Origin of the sequence: Enterobacter sp. AC1 (assembly GCF_050434705.1) — a bacterium.
In the GTDB taxonomy this organism is placed as follows: domain Bacteria; phylum Pseudomonadota; class Gammaproteobacteria; order Enterobacterales; family Enterobacteriaceae; genus Enterobacter; species Enterobacter cloacae_L.
Genome location: NZ_JBNDIZ010000001.1, coordinates 122068 through 141154 on the forward strand (window position 1 = coordinate 122068; position 19087 = coordinate 141154).

The 19087-nt window shown below is 55.6% G+C and carries 16 protein-coding genes; 6 read left to right on the top strand and 10 right to left on the bottom strand.

The window, feature by feature from the left end:
* The first annotated feature begins 41 nt into the window (after positions 1-41).
* Complete coding sequence (locus tag M2433_RS00605; RefSeq protein ID WP_429052182.1) at positions 42-2144, top strand: TonB-dependent siderophore receptor; 2103 nt, start codon at positions 42-44, stop codon at positions 2142-2144.
* Between the two features lie 61 nt (positions 2145-2205).
* Here the strand turns inward: M2433_RS00605 and M2433_RS00610 are convergent, their stop codons facing one another.
* Positions 2206-3891 (bottom strand): alpha,alpha-trehalase, encoded by a 1686-nt coding sequence (locus tag M2433_RS00610; RefSeq protein ID WP_429052183.1) that lies wholly within the window; start codon positions 3889-3891, stop codon positions 2206-2208.
* A 365-nt stretch (positions 3892-4256) separates the two neighbouring features.
* Here M2433_RS00610 and M2433_RS00615 point away from each other — a divergent pair, with 365 nt between their 5' ends.
* Positions 4257-5615 (top strand): glycoside-pentoside-hexuronide (GPH):cation symporter, encoded by a 1359-nt coding sequence (locus M2433_RS00615; protein ID WP_429052185.1) that lies wholly within the window; start codon positions 4257-4259, stop codon positions 5613-5615.
* Between the two features lie 218 nt (positions 5616-5833).
* A complete protein-coding gene (locus M2433_RS00620; RefSeq protein ID WP_429052186.1) occupies positions 5834-7213 on the top strand; it encodes a carbohydrate porin in 1380 nt (459 codons plus the stop codon).
* A 13-nt stretch (positions 7214-7226) separates the two neighbouring features.
* Here M2433_RS00620 and M2433_RS00625 read toward each other — a convergent pair whose 3' ends face one another.
* Positions 7227-8183 carry an AraC family transcriptional regulator gene (locus tag M2433_RS00625; RefSeq protein WP_429052187.1) on the bottom strand — a complete coding sequence of 319 codons (957 nt, stop codon included), beginning with the start codon at positions 8181-8183 and terminating at the stop codon, positions 7227-7229.
* Between the two features lie 115 nt (positions 8184-8298).
* Here M2433_RS00625 and M2433_RS00630 point away from each other — a divergent pair, with 115 nt between their 5' ends.
* A complete protein-coding gene (locus M2433_RS00630) occupies positions 8299-9486 on the top strand; it encodes an MFS transporter (protein WP_429052189.1) in 1188 nt (395 codons plus the stop codon).
* 47 nt (positions 9487-9533) lie between these two features.
* Here the strand turns inward: M2433_RS00630 and M2433_RS00635 are convergent, their stop codons facing one another.
* From M2433_RS00635 to M2433_RS00660, 6 genes are all read right to left on the bottom strand, one after another.
* Complete coding sequence (locus M2433_RS00635) at positions 9534-10013, bottom strand: Hcp family type VI secretion system effector (protein WP_429052190.1); 480 nt, start codon at positions 10011-10013, stop codon at positions 9534-9536.
* A gap of 4 nt (positions 10014-10017) precedes the next feature.
* On the bottom strand, positions 10018-10236 hold the full coding sequence (locus tag M2433_RS00640) for a hypothetical protein (protein WP_429052192.1): 219 nt from the start codon (positions 10234-10236) through the stop codon (positions 10018-10020).
* Complete coding sequence (locus M2433_RS00645) at positions 10236-10487, bottom strand: hypothetical protein (protein ID WP_429052194.1); 252 nt, start codon at positions 10485-10487, stop codon at positions 10236-10238. Before M2433_RS00645 ends, M2433_RS00640 begins: the two co-directional genes overlap by 1 nt.
* Complete coding sequence (locus tag M2433_RS00650; protein WP_429052195.1) at positions 10484-10939, bottom strand: hypothetical protein; 456 nt, start codon at positions 10937-10939, stop codon at positions 10484-10486. Before M2433_RS00650 ends, M2433_RS00645 begins: the two co-directional genes overlap by 4 nt.
* A gap of 279 nt (positions 10940-11218) precedes the next feature.
* Positions 11219-12229 (bottom strand): type I glyceraldehyde-3-phosphate dehydrogenase, encoded by a 1011-nt coding sequence (gene gap / locus M2433_RS00655; protein ID WP_429052197.1) that lies wholly within the window; start codon positions 12227-12229, stop codon positions 11219-11221.
* A 79-nt stretch (positions 12230-12308) separates the two neighbouring features.
* A complete protein-coding gene (locus M2433_RS00660; protein WP_429052198.1) occupies positions 12309-13289 on the bottom strand; it encodes a GlxA family transcriptional regulator in 981 nt (326 codons plus the stop codon).
* 149 nt (positions 13290-13438) lie between these two features.
* Here M2433_RS00660 and M2433_RS00665 point away from each other — a divergent pair, with 149 nt between their 5' ends.
* Positions 13439-14410, top strand: a complete 972-nt coding sequence (locus tag M2433_RS00665) for a fatty acid desaturase (protein ID WP_429052200.1) — start codon at positions 13439-13441, stop codon at positions 14408-14410.
* Complete coding sequence (locus M2433_RS00670) at positions 14403-15161, top strand: phosphate/phosphite/phosphonate ABC transporter substrate-binding protein (protein WP_429052202.1); 759 nt, start codon at positions 14403-14405, stop codon at positions 15159-15161. The genes M2433_RS00665 and M2433_RS00670 overlap by 8 nt, the downstream gene beginning before the upstream one ends.
* On the opposite strand, the gene M2433_RS00675 is transcribed toward M2433_RS00670, so the two are convergent.
* A complete protein-coding gene (locus tag M2433_RS00675; RefSeq protein ID WP_429052203.1) occupies positions 15140-16036 on the bottom strand; it encodes a LysR family transcriptional regulator in 897 nt (298 codons plus the stop codon). The two genes, M2433_RS00670 and M2433_RS00675, sit on opposite strands and share 22 nt — an antisense overlap.
* Before the next feature lie 22 nt (positions 16037-16058).
* Positions 16059-18347, bottom strand: coding sequence for an FdhF/YdeP family oxidoreductase (locus tag M2433_RS00680; protein ID WP_429052204.1), 2289 nt, complete (start codon positions 18345-18347; stop codon positions 16059-16061).
* Positions 18348-19087 lie beyond the last annotated feature (740 nt).

Genomic DNA, 19087 nt, shown 5'->3' on the forward strand with positions numbered 1-19087 from the left:
TAATTGTCGTTCCGTATTGCATCTAACAACAAGACGACATCATGAATACCCCACGTTTCACGCTATGCGCCCTGGCAGGCGCCGTCATCCTGGCATTGCAGGTTCAGGCGTTTGCCGAAGAATCCACCATCGTCGTCACGGGCTCAGAGCAGGGCAGCGCGCTGCCGGCCTGGACAAACAGCGCCACGAAATCCGCCGTGGCCGAAAGCAAAACGCCGCAGGTCATCACGACCCTCTCTGCGCCGGAAATTGAAAAGCGTCACGCGAATTCCGTGAATGAAATCCTGCGCTATGCCCCGGGCGTTTCGACTGAGGTGCGGGGAAATACGTCATACATGAGCGAATATAAAATTCGCGGCTTTACCGTCGACCAGGAGTTCTACAACGGGCTGCAGCTACCCTATAACGTCACCGGCAATACCAAGGCCCGCATCGATCCGCTGTTGATTGACAGCGTGGATATCCTGAAAGGCCCTTCATCGGTCCTTTACGGCGGCGGCTCGCCGGGCGGCCTGGTAAACATCCAGAGTAAAAAACCGCAGCGGGAAGCCCGAACCGAGATCGGCGTTAACACCGGGACCCGAAATCTGAAAGAGGGCTATCTCGACTCAACCGGGCAGATTGCCGACAGCGACTGGAACTATCGCCTGCTGGGCAAAGCGACGGAAAATGACGATCAGCCGCACACCACCCGGTATGAAAACTACCTGGTTGCCCCGTCCGTCACCTGGCAACCCGACAGTAAAACTCGCCTCACCCTCGATGCGCTGGCGCAAAATACCCCAAGCCTGACGCCGTCGAACCCGCTGCCGCTCGCCTACCTGCGCTCGAAATACGCGGGCAAGCGCGATTACGCCGGAGACGAGTGGAGCGGGTTTAAGCAGCGGCAGTGGATGCTGGGCTATAGCTTTGAACACGAGTTTGACAGCGGCTGGGGCTTTAACCAGAAGGCGCGCTATTTCGACGTCGACACCCACCAGCGCAGCGTTTATGCAACGGGGGCGGGGAGCGAGGTTTATCAGCTCAACCGCTTTGCCTACACCACGGATGAAGATCTGAAGAGCTTCAATATTGACAACCAGGTAACCAAAACCGTTGCGCTAGGCGAGTGGAAACACCACCTGCTGGCCGGGTTTGACTATCAGAAGCTGAACTCCCACTTCCACTACCGTTACGCATCTGCCACGCCGGGCATGGATATGCGCAATCCGGACTATTCGCAGATCGACGATAGCGCGCTGGGGCTTTATACCGCCCAGAAAAACCGTCTGAGCTATCAGCAGAACGGCTATTACCTGCAGGATCAGGTGGAGTTTGGCGGCTTAAATCTGCTGGGTAGCCTGCGCTACGATGATTACCGCTCCGTCACCACCAATTATCTGCAAAACGGTGAGAAGGCCTGGGTATCGCAGGATCGCGTTACCAAACGTCTGGGCGCGCTTTACGCCTTCGATAACGGGATTTCGCCGTTTATCAGCTATTCCGAAGGTTTTGCGCCGGTGTCGCCGCAGGGCACGCTCGTGGCGAAAGACGTCAAACCCACCACCAGCAAGCAGGTGGAAGGCGGGGTGAAATACCTGCTGGCGGATTACGCCACCACCTTTACCGCGTCGGTGTTTAATATCCGCCAGAAAAATGTCGTCACCTCCGATCCGGGCTTCCTGAACTATCGTCAGACCGGGGAAGTGGAATCCAAAGGAGCGGAACTGTCTGCCGTCAGCCGTCCGACGGACAACCTGACGCTGATTGCTAACTATGCCTACACCCACGCGATCAATACGGAAGATGACAAGTACAAAGGTAAACGTCCGACGCAGGTGCCGGAGAATGCCTTTAACCTCTGGGGGGATTACACCTTTGAGAACACCGCGCTGAAAGGGCTGATGCTGGGCGCAGGCGCACGCTACACCGGGCCAATGGAGATCTCTCCGGCTAACGATGCGGGTAAACTCGGCGGTACCACGCAGTACGATCTGTCGGCATCCTACCGGATGGGCGAAATACTGCCTTCGCTGGCAGGGTTAACGCTTAAAGCCAGCGCGCAGAACATCACCAACAAAGAGACGCTGACCTGTTACGACGCGACGAACTGCTGGATTGGGCGTGACAGAACGTATCAGCTCGGGGCGAGTTATAGCTTCTGAGCAAAGCCCTGCGAGTCCAAAATGTAGGCCGGGTAAGGCGTAGCCGCCACCCGGCAATACACTACTGCGCCGCAGCTTTCACCGGCGCAGCCTCGTCATTCGCCGCAGGCTGGTTCTCCGGCACGCTGTCGCACGGTTTCTCTTTCGGGCAGACCAGGTCAAGCATCTTCAGCGTCACGCCGTTGCTCCAGCCGAACCCATCCTGCAGCGGATACTCTCCACCGCCGCCACCGGTGCCGGTTGTCGACACGTCATACTTCTCGACCAGTTTCTTTTCGCGATCGTAGGTATGCTGAACGTTCTTCAGGAAGCGCCAGGTCACATCCATCGCGACCTTATCTTTCCCGTAATTCTGCAACCCTTCCGTCGCCACCCACTGCAGGGGAGCCCAGCCGTTTGGCGCATCCCACTGCTGGCCGCTGTTGATGGTGGTGGTCGCTATCCCGCCCGGCTGCAGCAGGCGTGATGAGGTTGCCGCGGCGACTTTATCGGCACGATCCTGCGCCGCTGCCTTCACGTAAAGCGGGAACAGGGCTGCCGCCGTGAGCTGATTGCGGACCTTCTTGTTCTTCAGATCGTAATCGGCGTACCAGCCCTCTTTATCATTCCACAGGTGGCTTTCGATGGCTTTCTGGCGGGCGGTGGCCAGCGCCTCGTATTTGCTGGCGCTGGCGGCATCGCCGCTCTCCTGGCTTGCCCGCGCCAGCAGTTTTTCCATCTTAAACATCAGGGCATTCAGGTCGACGGGAACAATGCTGGTGGTCCGGATGGTGCCAAGTTTTTGCGGGTCATCCATCCAGCGTGAGCTAAAATCCCAGCCCGAAGCTGCCGCAGAACGCAGATCACGGTAGATCTCGGTCGCCGATCGGTTAGGGTTACTTTTGGCGGTATTCACATCATCAAGCCAGGATTCCGGACGCGGGGTATCGCGATCGTCCCAGTAGCGATTGAGGACAGCTCCGTCATCAAGCTTCACTACGCGTTTGTTGGCCTGGCCCGGTTGAAGACCGTCAACGCCGTCCATCCAGTAGGCATACTCTTTCTCCATCTGCGGACGGTATTTCTTCAGCGCATCGCTGTCGTGGGTCGCCAGCAGTTCAACCATCAGCGAGAAGAACGGCGGCTGGGAGCGGCTCAGGTAATAGCTGCGGTTGCCGTTGGGAATGTGCCCGTAAGTGTCGATTTCATAGGCAAAGTTATCCACCATGTCGCTGATTTTGTCCCAGTGACCGCTTTCCGCCAGGCCCAGCATGGTGAAATAGCTGTCCCAGTAGTAAACCTCCCGGAAACGACCGCCGGGCACAACGTAAGGCTTCGGTAACGGCAGGAGGGAATCCCATTTATTGCTGGCTTTATCGGTGGTGCGCGTCAGTACGGGCCAGAGATCGTCAATGTGTTCACGCAGGCTTTGTCCGGCAGGCGGGACGTATTTCTCACCTTCACCCGGCAGCGTAAAGTTCACCTCGACAAAATGGCGTAAATCAAACCCGGATTGACGACGCTGCATGCGGTAGTCGGCAAGGATCGTCAGGGGATCGCTGTTAGGCACTGCATCTGCAAAGGTTTTTTGATCGGGGAAGAGTTTGGCACTTTGCACGTCGCTGAAGAGGGGCCCGAGCAAAATATCCGGTGAATTCGTCTGGCCAGCGTTCATCTCTTCCGCGGCGCCAGAAGCGGCAACCGCGAGCAGCGCACTGCCCAGAACCAGAGGTAAGAGGCGAGGGCGCAGCTTTTGAGGGGTTATCATGGGTGCTTCTCCTTATTCACTGAGCAGCAGTTACGCTGTCTTAATCACCAGAAAACCTTAGTCGAATATGCCGCGCTTCGCGTGTCGAACATCGCATTTTGCACAAATCCAGACTATTTACCGTTGCGCTTAATGCCGCTTGTGATGCGGTGAAATATTGATATTGTGAATATTTAAAAGGTGCAGGAAATAAATTGCGATCCGTTGCACATAATGTTCCCGCTGAATTCTTTCTTTTAATTATCACGATCACATAAAGCAAAAAACATAAGTTGCTGGTGAAAAAACATAATGGATCGCGGCGTCACTCTCAGGCGAAATGGTTGTTGCACAAGAAACCGGTTTCATAAATAAGAGGTTACGCTATGTCAGTTGCAGAAAAAATTCCGGTCAAAGAGAAAATAGGCTATAGCCTGGGCGATGCAGCAAGCCACATTGTATTTGATTCATCGGTGGCCATTCTGGCGTATTACTATACGGATATCTATGGATTACCGCCTGCCGTAATGGGAACCATGTTTCTTCTGGTGCGTTTATTAGATGCCATTACCGATCCCATTATGGGGGCAATTGCCGATGCAACATCAACGCGCTGGGGGCGTTTTCGTCCGTGGCTGCTGGCGATATGCGTTCCTTTTGCGGTGAGCTGCGTGCTGGTTTATTCCATTCCGGATTTTACCGAAACCGGAAAAATTTATTACGCCGTCGGGGCGTATATTTTTATGACCCTGATGTACACCGCCATTAATATCCCGTATTGCTCCCTGGGGGCGGCACTCACGTCCGACCCGCGTGAAAATCTCTCATTGCAGTCCTGGCGATTTGCCATCACCCCCATTGGCGGCGCGCTTGGCACAGCCCTCATTCTGCCGCTGGCGGACTACCTCTACCCGGGCGACAGAGCGACCGGTATTCAGGTGGCGATGGCGCTTTTTGGTGCGATCGGCTGTCTGATGTTTATCGTCTGTTTCGCGACCACAAAAGAGCGCGTGCAGCCCATCAAAGAGGAGAACCTGAACATCGCGCGCGACGTTAAAATTCTCTTCCGTAACGACCAGTGGCGCATTCTCTCCCTCTATAACTTTATGATGCTGGTGGCGGTGGTGATTCGCGGCGGTGCGGTGGTCTATTACGTGAACACCGTGCTGAACAGAGGGGCGGATATTATCTCGTTCTTTATGCTGGGCGGCATGCTGGCCTCGATGTTTGGTTCCGTGCTGGCTCAGCCGTTTGGTACCCGTTTTTGCAAGGTCAAACTCTCGTTCTGGATCAATATCCTGAATGCGGCATTGGGCGTGGCCTGTTTCTGGCTGCCGCTGGAGTTCTGGGTTATTCCCCTGATCGCCCACGTGCTTATTCAGATTGTCCAGGGCGGCAACGGTGCGCTGCAGTGGTCTATGATCACCGATGCGAATAATTACGGTGAATGGAAAACCCAGCGTCGTATTACAGGCATGAACGTTGCGGCCAATATATTCGTGATTAAATTAGGTGTCGCCGTCGGCGGTGCCATTCTTGGCTGGGTGCTGGCCTGGTATAATTATGAATCCAGCAGCACCGTACAATCGGAATCCGCCGTTCAGGGCGTCATTCTGCTGTTTACGCTGATCCCTTCACTCTTTTATTTACTCACCGCCTTCTCAATTAAATTTTATAAATTAACGGAAAACGTCATGAATGGCGTGGTGAGCGATTTAAATAAAGGCGAGTTCGCTAACTCTTAATGGTTTATACCCTAAATAATTCGAGTTGCAGGAAGGCGGCAAAGGAGTGAATCCCAGGAGCTTACATAAGTAAGTGACTGGGGTGAACGAATGCAGCCAACGCACATGCAACTTGAAGTATGACGGGTATAAATAGTAAGCCGATAATTCATGCGAAGTATCGGTGAGGTTCTCTGTGTCCGTCAGGAAATAATGATTAACTCACGAGGATGGAGTCGATGAAAGTGAAATATATTGCACTCATTGTCAGTGCGTTTTGTACTACCGGAGCAATGGCCGCAAAAGATACTCAGCGTCTGGAGGATAAGCTGGCGCAGCTGGAGGCGCGTCTCGAAAAGGCCGAAACCCGGGCGTCTAAGGCGGAAGCACAAATTCAGGTTCTGGAAAAACAGCAGCAGACCGCGGTGGCCGCCAACCCGGTTGTCGTTGAATCCACAGAGCCTGCGACAGCGCAAGCGGCACCGAAGCTGACGTTATCCGGCTACGGCGATATTACGTTTTATGGCGACGTTGAATTTAATATGGACGCGGCCAGCAAGACCGGCAGCTTAACGGCCGTGAAAACGACGGCCAATAAAGACTGGGCGCCCGGCAGCCACGAGCGCTGGGATATTAACGGTCGTCTGCTGCTGGGCTTTGATGGATATAAGCGCATGGACAACGGCAATTTCGCCGGTTTCTCCGTGCAGCCGCTGGCTGACCTGACGGGGAAAATGAACCTTGATGATGCCGTTTTCTTCTTTGGCACGGAAAACGACTGGAAGGTGAAAGTCGGGCGCTTTGAAGCCTATGACATGTTCCCGCTGAATCAGGACACCTTCGTGGAATATTCCGGCAACACGGCCAACGATCTCTACAGCGATGGCTACGGCTACATTTACATGATGAAAGAGGGGCGCGGGCGTAGCGACAGCGGCGGTAACTTCCTGCTGAGCAAAACCCTGGGAAACTGGTATGTCGAGGTTAACACCCTGCTGGAAGACGGGAGTTCACTGTTTGTTGACCAGCAGTATCACGGCGTGGACCTGGATAATGAAAAAAACGTCGCCTACGTCCGACCGGTCATTGCCTGGCAGGAAGGCAACTTCTCGACGGCTATCGCGATGGAGAGCAACCTCGTCAACAACGCCTATGGCTACCGCGACGCATCAGGACAATGGATAGACCAGTCTGACCGTACGGGCTACGGCTTCACCTTGACCTGGAACGGGCAAAAAACCGATCCGGATGACGGTATCGTGGCGAACCTGAATACCGCGTATATGGATGCTACGGACGAGAAGGATTTCACCGCAGGCGTGAACGCCTTATGGCGTAATTTTGAGCTGGGCTATATCTACGCGCATAACCAGATCGATAATTTCAACACCGCGAACTTCGACGCTGACTGCGACGGCGACTGCTGGGTGACCGATCCCGGGGATTATGATATTCACACCATCCATGCTTCATACCTGATCCCGAACGTGATGAAGATGAAGAATTTCAATATTTATCTTGGCGCGTATGCGTCCTGGGTGGAAGCCCATCCGAAAGACGGCGATGACCGAAATGACGATCGCTACGGCGGACGCGTGCGCTTTAAATACTATTTCTGATGCCTTACGCCAGTCAGACCTCTTCCGGAGTCTGGCTGGCTTCCCGCAGCGTGCCGGGCGCATGCCCGATAATCCGCTTAAACGCCCGGCTGAACGCCGCCAGCGATCCATACCCCAGCCGCAGCGCGACCGTTTCAATGGGCTGATTTTCATGGCGAATATACTGAATGGCCAGCCGCATCCTCAGCTCGCTGAGATATTTGGCCGGGGTGGTTCCCGTCGCGGCCAGAAACCGTTCGGCAAACACGGAGCGGGAGGTACCCGCTTCTTTTGCCAGGTCCGCCACGTTCCAGTTCAGACCGGGCTGCTGGTGCATAGCGTAGATAGCCCGGCTCAGGCGAGGGTCGCGCAAGACCTGCACCCAGCCCGTCGCTTTTCCACAACCCGCCTCGACCCAGCCGCGCACGATCAGCGCCGCCACCACGTCGGCCAGCCGGGCGAGGATCCCGGCGAAGCCGACCTGTCGCGTCATTGATTCGCGCTCCATCGCCGCGAGCAGCGGATGAATTTCCGGCCAGGTGGACATCAGCCGGCTGACCATCATCACCTCCGGCATCGACTTGATCAGCGGCTGCATCCCGCCCAGCTCGAAATCCATGCACCCGCTAAAGATGATGGTGTTCTCGCTCTCCGGGCAGGGCTCACAGGTAATGGCGCAGACCGAGCTGCAGATGGGTTCGCTGGGAAAGTCGCTGACCGGGGTAATGGTGGCCTTTTCGTCGGAAAGCAGGGCATGGGAATTACCGCCCGGAATAAACAGGGCGTCCCCGCTGCTCAGTTCAAAGGTCGCACCGCTCTCCATTCGCAGCAGGGCGCTGCCGTGGCTCACGAAATGAAACTGCGCTTTACCGGGCGCCTGGTGGAACGCAACGCCAAACGGCGAGCTGGCTTCAATCCGCCGGTATTTCACCCCTGACAGGCGCATGCCGCGTAAAAGTTCGCTGATCAAATCGGGTGACTGTACGGTCATGGCACAACTCCGGACGAATAATCAATAAGTGGAGATTATATGTCATAGATCGTCCAGGGTGAACCTTCTATTCTTTTGCGACAGTTGTCACATTTCTATAACGGGAGAAAAACAGATGAATTCATGTGTCGCGGCGAGCGAGGCGGTAACGCCTGCAAAACCCGCCTGGCGGGCCGTCTATTCACTGGGGCTGGGGGTGTTTGGGTTAATTACGGCAGAATTTCTGCCCGCCAGTTTGTTAACGCCCATGGCCGCGAGCCTGGGCGTGAGCGAGGGAATGGCTGGGCAGGCCGTGACCGCCACCGCGCTCGTGGCGCTGGTGACCGGGCTGCTGATTACCCCGGCAACCAAAAGTATCGACCGCCGCTGGGTGCTGATGTTTTTCTCGGTGCTGCAAATCATCTCCAGCCTGCTGGTGGCCTTTGCGCCCAACCTGCACGTCCTGCTGATGGGGCGCCTGCTGCTGGGGGTTGCCATTGGGGGATTCTGGGCGATGTCGACGGCCACGACAATGCGTCTGGTGCCGGTGGACAAAGTGCCGAAAGCGCTGGCGGTGATCTTCTCCAGCGTATCGATTGCCACGGTGGTTGCGGCGCCGCTGGGAAGCTATCTTGGCAGCCTGATCGGCTGGCGTAACGTCTTTATCCTCTGCATTCTGCCAAGCATGCTGGCGCTGCTGTGGCAGCTCTGGGTCCTGCCGTCCATGAGGCCGGAGAGTAGCGGGAGCCTGAGCACGCTGTTCCGCGTGCTGCGTCGTCCGGGAATGATCGGCGGCATGCTGGCAACCATTCTGATCTTCAGCGGCCATTTTGCTTTCTTCACCTACCTGCGTCCGTTCCTGGAAACGGTAGGGCAGGCGAGCGTAGAGACCATTTCACTGATCCTGCTGGGCTTTGGACTGGCCAATTTTGTGGGCACCTCCGTTGCCGGACATCTTCTGGCGCGTAATCTGCGCCTGACGCTGGCGCTGGTGCCGTTCGCCATGGGCGTTCTCGCGCTCACGATGGTGGCGTTTGGCCATCTGGCCATGCTGGACGGTTTCCTGGTTGCGCTGTGGGGCTTTGCATTTGGTCTGGTTCCGGTGGGCTGGTCAACCTGGCTTGCCACCACCGTTCCGGATGAAGCCGAAAGTGCAGGGGGGCTGCTGGTAGCCTCAATTCAGCTGGCGATAAGCGCCGGTGCAGCCGGGGGCGGGGCGGTCTTTGACCTCAACGGTGCCAGCGGCGTATTCGCCGGCAGCGGCCTTCTGCTGGTAACGGCAATGGTGATTGTGTTTATGGGCGTGAAGGTTAAGGCGGAGTGATCTTTTCCCTCTCCTGCGGGAGAGGGAATTTATAGATATCTATTATTCTAGGCAGTCGCTCTTTCATTCCAAGTGTCTTTAAACATTATATTTCCGTCACAATATTTCCATTCGATTGATTCATATCGCAGTTCGACTTCTTCCATATGAGCACTCGCGATACCTAGCGGGTGCAATAAAGGGGAGATCCTTGTTATCTTGACGTTTTCCAGGATGATGTTGAAGTATTCACGCTCGATCCCGGCGTCATTGATTTTATACATTTTGATTAATGCCGTTTTGAATGTTTTTCCTGTACAGACGGCACGAAATAGATAGGGGGTGACGCGATCTATTTCTTTTTCAAGGGAAATTGGGACATGAAGTCGTGTTCCTGTCAGTTTTCCCGTATTGGAATCGGTGGGGATCCACACCGAGTGGTTAAACGATTTTAGTTCGGTAGAGCCCAATCTCGTAGGCATTAAACACTCCCCTGTAATCGGGGCGTTATTTTCATCTGTAAGCCATATATGTGCTGGTGTAGACATTTATTTACCCTTTGTTTTTGTAGCGAAACGCAATGAAGTAAACAACTAATAAAATAATCCCAAAAATCCTTAGTGCAATTTCTTCATCTTCTATAAAACTCACTACGACAGCACCTAGAATGACAACGAATATTCCAGTGCCATACCAAAAAAAATCATACATAATATCTTTTAAAAAACTTTTTAAAAATTGCATCAAAAATTCTTTTATAGATTTCCACATTATCGCATCATTTTATTTAGCGCATCAGCAATTTCACCATCGGATACAGTGTTTAAGTTAAGATATCCGGTCTTCATTATCACGGGTTCAATAAGAAAATACATCATTTCCAGCTTTTCAACATACAGCGCATGGTAAAACAACGGTTGGAATTTTTTCAGTGTATTTGCGCTGTCTGCCGCATGCTGGACTATGGCGTAAAGGTTTAATACGCTAATTACACCTCCTGTGCCCCAACCAATTTTTTTCATAAATGCACTTGTACGGCCGCGTTCATGTTATTACCATAACAGATGTATGACGTGACGGCATAAATCAACCCATTCTTAGATACCTGCTTTACTGAGTAGTTTGTTGTAAATGGTATTATTCTCTCAAGAATGTTTTTTCTTTGGCTATTGGATTTGTTATGAAGCATCGTTTCAATATAAATCCTAACCATTCTAAAAATTACATCTCTATGCTTAACGAGCTGTGCTACTCCTTCTAAAAACCTTAAATCTTCATAACCTAATCGTTTACATACATCCTGGTAATTATCCGTGAAGCAAGACGTATAATAGAGTAAGCGTGTTGTAGCATCGCCAAGATTATTTAAATATTCAATAGCTCCGTCTCTCACCCCAGCTACGGCGCGATCAAGCCTTAAAGCAAGTTCTTTATCGGACCCTATTTTTTCGATAATCGATTTACTGTAATACATAGCCTGTCCCTGTTGTGTACAGAGTTCATCATGGGCTACGTTGTCACCTGTGGACAGCGATCGCACTCGCATTTTTAAAAGTAAAATAAAGAATATCCACTAACCTATTTTCTAAGTTAATGGGTGCTTTTTTATAATTGATGTGATGAATTAGCAGCCGTTGAATAGACTTAGGATTATCTTAATTTATTAATTCTGCGAGGGGGGAGAGATATTTTGAATAATGATATAATGTGTAGGCCGGGTAAGCGCAAGCGCCACCCGGTATTAAAGTAAGACTTACAGCCCTTTCTTATCCATAAATACCGCCAAATCCACCAGGCGGTTTGAGAATCCCCACTCGTTGTCATACCACGCCAGGATTTTCACCATATTCCCGCCAATCACCAGGGTGGAAAGCCCGTCGATAATCGAGGAGCGCGGGTCGCCCTGGTAATCGCTGGAAACCAGCGGCTCATCGCTATACCCCAGAATGCCTTTCAGTGGCCCGCTGGCGGCAGCGTGACGGAACGCGTCGTTCACCTCTTCGGCGGTCACGTTGCGGCTCAGCGTCACCGTTAAATCCACAATCGACACCACCGGAACCGGCACGCGCAGGGAATACCCGGTCAGTTTACCGTCCAGGGAGGGGATCACTTTCCCCAGCGCTTTCGCCGCGCCGCTGGAGTAAGGCACAATCGACAGCGCCGCCGCGCGGGCGCCGCGCAGATCTTTCTCCGGCTGGTCGTGCAGCGCCTGGCTGTTGGTGTAGGCGTGGGTCGTGTTCATCAGGCCATGCTCAATCCCGAACTGCTGATGCAGCACCTGAGCAGCCGGTGCCAGACCGTTCGTGGTGCAGCTCCCGTTACTGACTACATCGTGGCGGGCGGGATCGTACTGCTCGTGGTTGACGCCCATCACAATCGTCAGGTCGTCGTTCTTCCCGGGAGCGGAAATGATGACGCGCTTAGCGCCGCCGTGAGTGATATGCACTGCCGCTTTTTCCCGTTCGGTAAAGAACCCGGTGGCTTCAATCACCACGTCAACGCCGACATCGCGCCACGGAATATTTGCCGGATCGCGTTCGCTAAAGACGGCGATACGCTGCCCGTCTACCTGCAGCGCGCCGTCGGCCGCTTCAACGGGCGCGGGCAGTTTGCCCAACAGGGAGTCGTGTTTCAGCAGATGGGCGAGGGTTTTGCTGTCCGTCAGATCGTTAATGGCCACAATCTGCAGATCCGGGTTACCCAGCGCCGCGCGCAGGAAATTACGTCCGATACGGCCGAAACCGTTAATACCGACCTTAACCATGGTGCACTCCTTATCTTTCGTTGTCTGGAGTCACTGTAGGCGTCAGGCGAAATGGCGTAAACGACAAAAAAGGATCAGATTAGGCCATTTTCCGGCAGTGAAAGCGCTGGCGATATTCGCTCGGGGTGAGGTGGAGCTGTTTCTCGAACACGCGCCGCAGGTTAATACTGGTGCCAAACCCGCTTTGCCCGGCAATGCGCTCAAGGGAATCGCTGGTCTGCTCAAGCAGCTGGCGGGCAGCGGCCAGACGCGCTTCAGTCACGTAGCGGGCAGGAGAGACGCCGGTTTCACGGGTAAACACACGGGTGAAATTACGCGGGCTCATCGCCGCCTTTTCGGCCAGATTTTCCACGCACAGGTCGGCGGTGAGGTTCTGCAGCATCCAGGCCTGCAGCTCGCTTATCGGGCCCGACGTGCCGGGCTGCTGCAGGCTGTAGCGGCTAAACTGCAGCTGTCCCCCGGGGCGGCGCAGATACATCACCATATCCTGCGCCACGTCGCGGGCGAGGGTAAATCCGTAGTCTTCCTCCACCAGCGCCAGGGTCAGGTCAAACCCTGAACTCACGCCGCCGGAGGTCCAGACGGGGCCGTCCTGAATATACAGCGGACCGCCTTCGACCTTGATCGACGGATACTGAGCCTGCATTGTCTCCAGCAGCCGCCAGTGGGTGGTCGCACGACGACCGTCAAGCAAACCGCTCTGGGCCAGTAGCATCGCGCCGCCGCATATAGAGGCGACCCGCCGGGCGTGCGGTGCAGCAAGGTGGAGCCAGTCGACCACCGCCGTGCTCTCCTGCTCGTTCATGCCGCGCCCGGTGATGATAATGGTGTCCAGCGGTTCGCGCGGATCCAGCTCCGGCAGGCGGTAATCCGCCAGCAGATTCAGGCCGGATTGACCGTGAATCACCTGGTGAGGCTGGGTCGTGGCGATGATAATCCGGTAGCGGGGGTGGGCAAGCCCTTCCGGGTGCAGTCGGTTGGCCTGCATCAGAATGTCGGCGATACCGGCGGCTTCAAACAGCATGCCGCCGTCGGGAACGATAATCAGGATCTTCTTCATGTCCTGAAAAGTACCTTTATTACAGAATAAGTCAAGCGGCGGGCGACCCGGACGTTTCTGGCAAAGCAAAGCGATTTAAGTTGTTTGTTATTTCAGGCGTAATCCCCGATCGTCAGGGCACTGTCTTTGGCGAAACGGCGTCTGAAGGAATGGGTAAACGAAGCTCCCTCTATTTGCATCCGCAGCAGCGCAATCAAATCCACCATCTCGCTTCGGGATTCCTGTGGCGAAGCGAACTGCCCACCTGGCTGTTAATGATGACCATTTATGCTGGCTGGTTTGGCACGCTGGCGTTCTGGCAAACGCTCGGCCTGTTGCCCGCTACGCTGCTGCTTATCGGGTTTACCGCCTGGTATATGTCCCTGCAGCATGAGCTCATCCACGGACACCCGACGCGTTTTGCCTGGCTTAACCAGCTGTTTGGCACGCTCCCGCTGGCGGTCTGGTATCCGTATGGCCTGTACCGGGATTCCCATCTGGCCCATCACCGGTACGACAGCCTGACCCATCCGGTGGATGACCCGGAGTCCTACTATTTTACCGACGAGAGCTGGGCGCGCTTTACCCCGTGGCAGAAGCGCGCAATCCGCGCCCGGAATACCTTCGCCGGTCGGCTGATGCTGTCGCCGCTGCTCGATATTCTTCAGACGCTGGGCAGCGCCGCGGCGGCGTTTCGCCATCTTCACCTGCGGGCAATGGCGATGTGGCTGGTGCACGGTGTGCTGCTGGCGGCACTTTTCGTCTGGATGACGCGCGTCGGTTTTTCACCCGTCTGGTTTGTGCTGGCGGTAAGCTATCCGGCGCTGGCGCTCACTAAAGTCCGATCGTTTTTCGAACATCGCGCGGCGGACGACCCGCTCGCCCGCTCCGTCATTAACGAGGCGGGGCTCTTCTGGCGGGTGCTGTTTTTGAATCTCAACTACCATTCAGTACATCATGATTTACCGGGCGTTCCCTGGTACGGGCTGAGGGCGATCTACCTGCAAAACCGGGAGGCGTACCGGGAGCGAAATCGCGGTTTCCTCGTCAGGGGCTACGGTGAATGGCTGCGACAGTTCTGGACCCGGCCCGTCGACGTCACCGTTCATCCCGGAGTGCAACAAGGGGAAGGGTATGAGTAACCTGCTGGCGTTTCCCATGTACGCCGTGGATCGCGCCGACACCCGCGCGCTCTGGCTGGCGGTAAAGGGGTTACTGGCCGCGCGCGGTGTGCCCGTCGATCGCGATCCCGGCTGGCCGGAGTTCGATCTGCTGGCCCACTGGCGGCAGCCTGGGCTTATCCTCAGCCAGGCCTGCGGCTTTCCGCTGGTCACGCAGCTCCCGGACGTGCAGGTGGTTGGCTGTTTTCACTACACGGCACCGGGCTGCGAAGGGATCCACTACCGCAGCGTTCTGGCGGTGCGCGAGGAGGATCGGCATCTCACGCTGGCTGATTTTCGCGGACGCCGGGCGATCTGTAATTCCCCGGACTCGCAGTCCGGCTACCGTGCGCTGCGAAAAAAAGTGGCTCCCCTGACCGCTGACGGTCCGTTTTTCGCGCAAACGTCCTTTAGCGGCAGCCATCGGCAGTCGCTGATTGATATCAAACGCGGGGCAGGGGATATCGCGGCCATCGACTGTGTTACCTGGGCGCTGCTGCAGCGTCACGAGCCGGAGCGGCTTGCCGGGCTGGCGGTCATCGACCGCACCCCCCTGACGCCAGGGCTGCCGCTCATCACCTCGCACAATACCTCGGCTGAAACGCTGAGCGCCCTTCGCGATGCGCTACGCGCGCTGGTGGATGCGCCGGAACACCGGGACGTTTGCGACGCGGTGCTCATCGACGGTTTTAGCGCGGTGACGCGTCAGGCTTATGCCTCATTGCGAGAATGAAAAATCTCCTGCGCGTCGGTAAAACAGCGCAGCGCCAGCGAGGAGACGGGTTTTTGCCTGCGCATAATCAGGCCGACGGGGGCCTCAATATTCGCGTCGACGATGGGGACTATCCGGAAATGACCGTTCAGATCTTCCAGCCCGTTGTTCAGCGGCATCACGGCGCAGCATACGCCGCTCTGAACCGCCTGAATGATCTGAAACGTGGAGTCGCTTTCAAAAACGGACGTCGGATCGATACCGGCCGCGTTAAAGCTGGCCTCCATATGCGCCCGGTAGTGCATCCCTTTGGTCAGGAACCCCAGCGGAAAATCCATCAGATCGTGCCATGTCAAACTCTCCTGGCGTAGCTGGAAGTGGCGGGTGTCGTGCAGCAGCCCCATCTTCGTTTTGGGCAACTGGATAACGTCGAACAGGCTGGTGTCGATACTGTTAAGGTAGCAAATCCCCAGTTCGAGCTGGTTGCGGCTGACGCCGTCGGCAATCTGCGCTGAGGACATGGAATAGAGGCTGTAGGTCAGCTCCGGGTATTTGTGCGTCAGCAGACGAATAAAGATCATTGGGTCCACGCTCGCCAGCGGCACCATCCCCAGCCGTAATTCACCCACCACCTGGCCTTTGCACAGCGCGGCTTCCGCCTGTAACCCGTCGTGCGCGGCCAGCAGGGCGCGGGCCCACGCGAGGATGCGTTCCCCCTCCGGCGTAAACCCTTCAAAGCGCTGCCCGCGCACAATCAGCACCAGCCCCAGCTCCTCTTCCAGGTTACGGATGCGCATGGAGAGGGTCGGCTGGGTGATGTTGCACTGCGAGGCCGCTTTACCAAAGTGTCGGGTCTGGTCCAGCGCGATTAAGTATTTTAACTGTTTTATATCCATCGTTTTCTCCGCGCGAACGGCCTTACAGCATGCGGATCTCTTTTGAGCGCAGGGTGATGCGAACCGGAACGGATTTATAGGACGGCGTTCCGCTGTCCTTATCCAGATAGTCGAGCGGCACCAGCACGTTGGCCTCCGGGTAGTAGGCGCCGACAGAGCCCGGGGCAATGCTGTAGGCCACCACGGTGATGTCTTCCAGACGCTGCACGCTGCCGGGCAGGGCGGTTTCAATGTCCACGCGGTCGCCGTGTTCCAGTCCTGACTGCGCCATGTCGTCTTCGTTCATAAACAGCACGTCGCGACGGCCAAACACGCCACGGTAGCGGTCGTCCAGGGCGTAAATGGTGGTGTTGTACTGGTCGTGGCTGCGCAGCGTGATCAGGCGCAGAACGTGCTCGCCTTCACCGCTGGCGTTCTCGTGAACGCCGTCGAATACCGAGAACATCGCTTTTCCCGTCGCCGTTGGCCAGATACGCTGCGTTGGCGGCAGCGGCATCCGAAAGCCGCCGGGAACGCGGATCCGCGCATTGTAGTTCTCAAAGCCCGGAATGGTCTGCTCGATCAGATCGCGGATGCGGTCGTAATCCGCCACCAGCGTTAACCAGTCCACGCGGGTGGCGGGCAGGGTGGCTTTCGCCATGCCGGCGACGATAGCGGGCTCCGAACGGAGCCGCGGGGAGGCGGGCTTCAGCTTGCCGGAAGAGGCATGCACCATCGACATGGAGTCTTCGACGGTGATGGACTGACGTCCGGATACCTGAACGTCCAGCTCGGTGCGGCCCAGGCACGGCAGAATAAACGTCTCTTTGCCCACCAGCAGATGCGTGCGGTTCAGCTTGGTGCCAACGTGGACGCTCAGCTCCAGAGATCCCATAGCCGGAAAGCCGCGTTCATGATCGGGCATTGCCACCGCAAAATTGCCGCCGAGGCAGATGAGCGCTTTTGCGCGGCCGTCGATCATCGCCTGCGTCGCCTGCACCGCGTCGTGTCCGTGGTGAGACGGCGGCTCAAAGCCGAACACCGCCTTCAGACGGTTCAGGAAGGCCGGCGCGGGTTTCTCGCTAATCCCGACGGTGCGGTTTCCCTGCACGTTTGAGTGGCCGCGCAGCGGGCAGATTCCCGCGCCGGGCTTGCCGATATTCCCGCGCAGCAGCAGCACGTCAGCGATCAGCCGCACGTTTGCCGTGCCTTTATTGTGCTGGGTAATCCCCATCCCGTAGGTAATGATGGTGGCCTTCGATTTCGCATAGGCCTCTGCGACCTTTTTGAGCGCCGACTGGCTCAGGCCCGACTCGCGCTCGATGTCGTCCCAGCGGGTTTGCGCGATATCGGCGGCAAAGTCCGCAAAGCCCTGGGTGTGCGCCGCAATAAACGCGTGGTCGAGCACGTCACCGCGTTCGGCCTCCATCTCCAGGAGGTGTTTAGCGATGCCTTTCAGGGCGGCGGCATCGCCCCCGGCCTTCACCTGGAAATAGGTCGAAGCGATATCCGTGGAGCCGTAGGTGGCCATTTCGATCACGCTTTGCGGATCGGCGAAGCGTTCCAGGGCGCGCTCGCGCAGCGGGTTAAAGACGATGATCGGCACATTGCGACGCGCCAGCTCGTGCAGGGTACCCATCATTCGCGGATGGTTGGTGCCAGGGTTGTGACCGATGGAGATCACAAGCTCGGTCTTGTCGAAGTCGTCCAGCGAGACGGTGCCTTTCCCAATGCCAATCGAACGCGGTAAACCGACGCTGGTGGCTTCATGACACATATTCGAGCAGTCCGGGAAGTTATTGGTGCCGTATTCGCGGGCGAACAGCTGGAACAGGTACGCCGCTTCGTTAGAGGCTCGCCCGGAGGTATAGAACTCGACCTGGTCCGGTTCGAGCCCGCGCAACACCTCTCCGATGCGCTGAAACGCCTCGTCCCATTCGACGGGCCTGAAGGTATCGCTGTCGCGGTCATAGCGCAGGGGATGCGTCAGCCGACCGTAACCTTCCAGTTCAAAGTCCGATTTTGCCAGCAGCGAGGAGACGCTGTTTTCCGCCAGAAACGCGGGTGTCACGCGCTTGCTGGTGGCTTCCCACGTCACCGCTTTGGCGCCGTTCTCGCAGAACTGGAACGTGGATTTGTGTTCTTTATCTGGCCACGCGCAGCCCGGGCAGTCAAAACCGTCAGGTTGATTGGTGCGCAGCAGCGTCGCGGGGGCATCAAAGGTATCCATCTGGGTACGTACCGCAATGGCCGTGGCTTTTAACGCGCCCCAGCCGCCTGCAGGACCATCATAGTGTCTGATACCGGGCACTGAGCGTCTTTTACTGTTCATACCAACTCCTGATTTGTTCGGTCTTACGGCGACTAAGCCAATAAATCACTGAAGAAGACGATAAGCGACAGCAATGGCGGCCGGATGTCTGTGTGCATCCGATACGGCAAGGTGTCTTATCTTAAATTCTTTTTATTACAGTGATTTAACAGCTATGCCGCATAAATATTTAAAGAAATTATAACGAAATTTTATCATTTTAATAATAAATATTATCTATCATCCGTTAGGTGGGATAGATGGTGGCGAGCGCAGGAGGATGTAGTACCCGTTAAACTTCGAATGAAGCTTTTGCACGGTGGAAAAGAAAATATCCGCGTCTGGCAGGCTCTCGGGCGCATTGGGCAACGCGAGGGCGGCTGGAATGTTTACTCGGGCTTAATGATTAATGGATATAATTTATGCCCTGGTGGGGTATTTTCACAACGTGAAATATAAAGTTATTTTGAGGCGTGAAATTAACGTCATGCTGCATAAGTGAAATAATCCCATTATGACAATAATTGCGATGAATATTAAAGATACCCTGTTAGTGCAACAAATAATTCATCGTCAGTATATTGTTCTGACATCACCAATACGCGAATTCTACTAATTATGGTAGTGGCGATAATAGCGACATTGCGTTAATGAAAGTGATTCTCTTTTGTCTTTTTCATTTATAAAACATAACCTTAAGTCGTAATGAGGTGAGGGAATTAGAGGGGTTAGGCCACGTCGGGTTTTTTTCTCAGATTAAT

Bases quoted from the DNA above. Each gene is read 5' to 3' on its own strand.
- M2433_RS00605 (WP_429052182.1), top strand. From the start codon at position 42: ATGAATACCCCACGTTTCACGCTATGCGCCCTGGCAGGCGCCGTCATC.
- M2433_RS00610 (WP_429052183.1), bottom strand. From the start codon at position 3,891: ATGATAACCCCTCAAAAGCTGCGCCCTCGCCTCTTACCTCTGGTTCTG.
- M2433_RS00615 (WP_429052185.1), top strand. From the start codon at position 4,257: ATGTCAGTTGCAGAAAAAATTCCGGTCAAAGAGAAAATAGGCTATAGC.
- M2433_RS00620 (WP_429052186.1), top strand. From the start codon at position 5,834: ATGAAAGTGAAATATATTGCACTCATTGTCAGTGCGTTTTGTACTACC.
- M2433_RS00625 (WP_429052187.1), bottom strand. From the start codon at position 8,183: ATGACCGTACAGTCACCCGATTTGATCAGCGAACTTTTACGCGGCATG.
- M2433_RS00630 (WP_429052189.1), top strand. From the start codon at position 8,299: ATGAATTCATGTGTCGCGGCGAGCGAGGCGGTAACGCCTGCAAAACCC.
- M2433_RS00635 (WP_429052190.1), bottom strand. From the start codon at position 10,013: ATGTCTACACCAGCACATATATGGCTTACAGATGAAAATAACGCCCCG.
- M2433_RS00640 (WP_429052192.1), bottom strand. From the start codon at position 10,236: ATGTGGAAATCTATAAAAGAATTTTTGATGCAATTTTTAAAAAGTTTT.
- M2433_RS00645 (WP_429052194.1), bottom strand. From the start codon at position 10,487: ATGAAAAAAATTGGTTGGGGCACAGGAGGTGTAATTAGCGTATTAAAC.
- M2433_RS00650 (WP_429052195.1), bottom strand. From the start codon at position 10,939: ATGTATTACAGTAAATCGATTATCGAAAAAATAGGGTCCGATAAAGAA.
- gap (WP_429052197.1), bottom strand. From the start codon at position 12,229: ATGGTTAAGGTCGGTATTAACGGTTTCGGCCGTATCGGACGTAATTTC.
- M2433_RS00660 (WP_429052198.1), bottom strand. From the start codon at position 13,289: ATGAAGAAGATCCTGATTATCGTTCCCGACGGCGGCATGCTGTTTGAA.
- M2433_RS00665 (WP_429052200.1), top strand. From the start codon at position 13,439: ATGGGTAAACGAAGCTCCCTCTATTTGCATCCGCAGCAGCGCAATCAA.
- M2433_RS00670 (WP_429052202.1), top strand. From the start codon at position 14,403: ATGAGTAACCTGCTGGCGTTTCCCATGTACGCCGTGGATCGCGCCGAC.
- M2433_RS00675 (WP_429052203.1), bottom strand. From the start codon at position 16,036: ATGGATATAAAACAGTTAAAATACTTAATCGCGCTGGACCAGACCCGA.
- M2433_RS00680 (WP_429052204.1), bottom strand. From the start codon at position 18,347: ATGAACAGTAAAAGACGCTCAGTGCCCGGTATCAGACACTATGATGGT.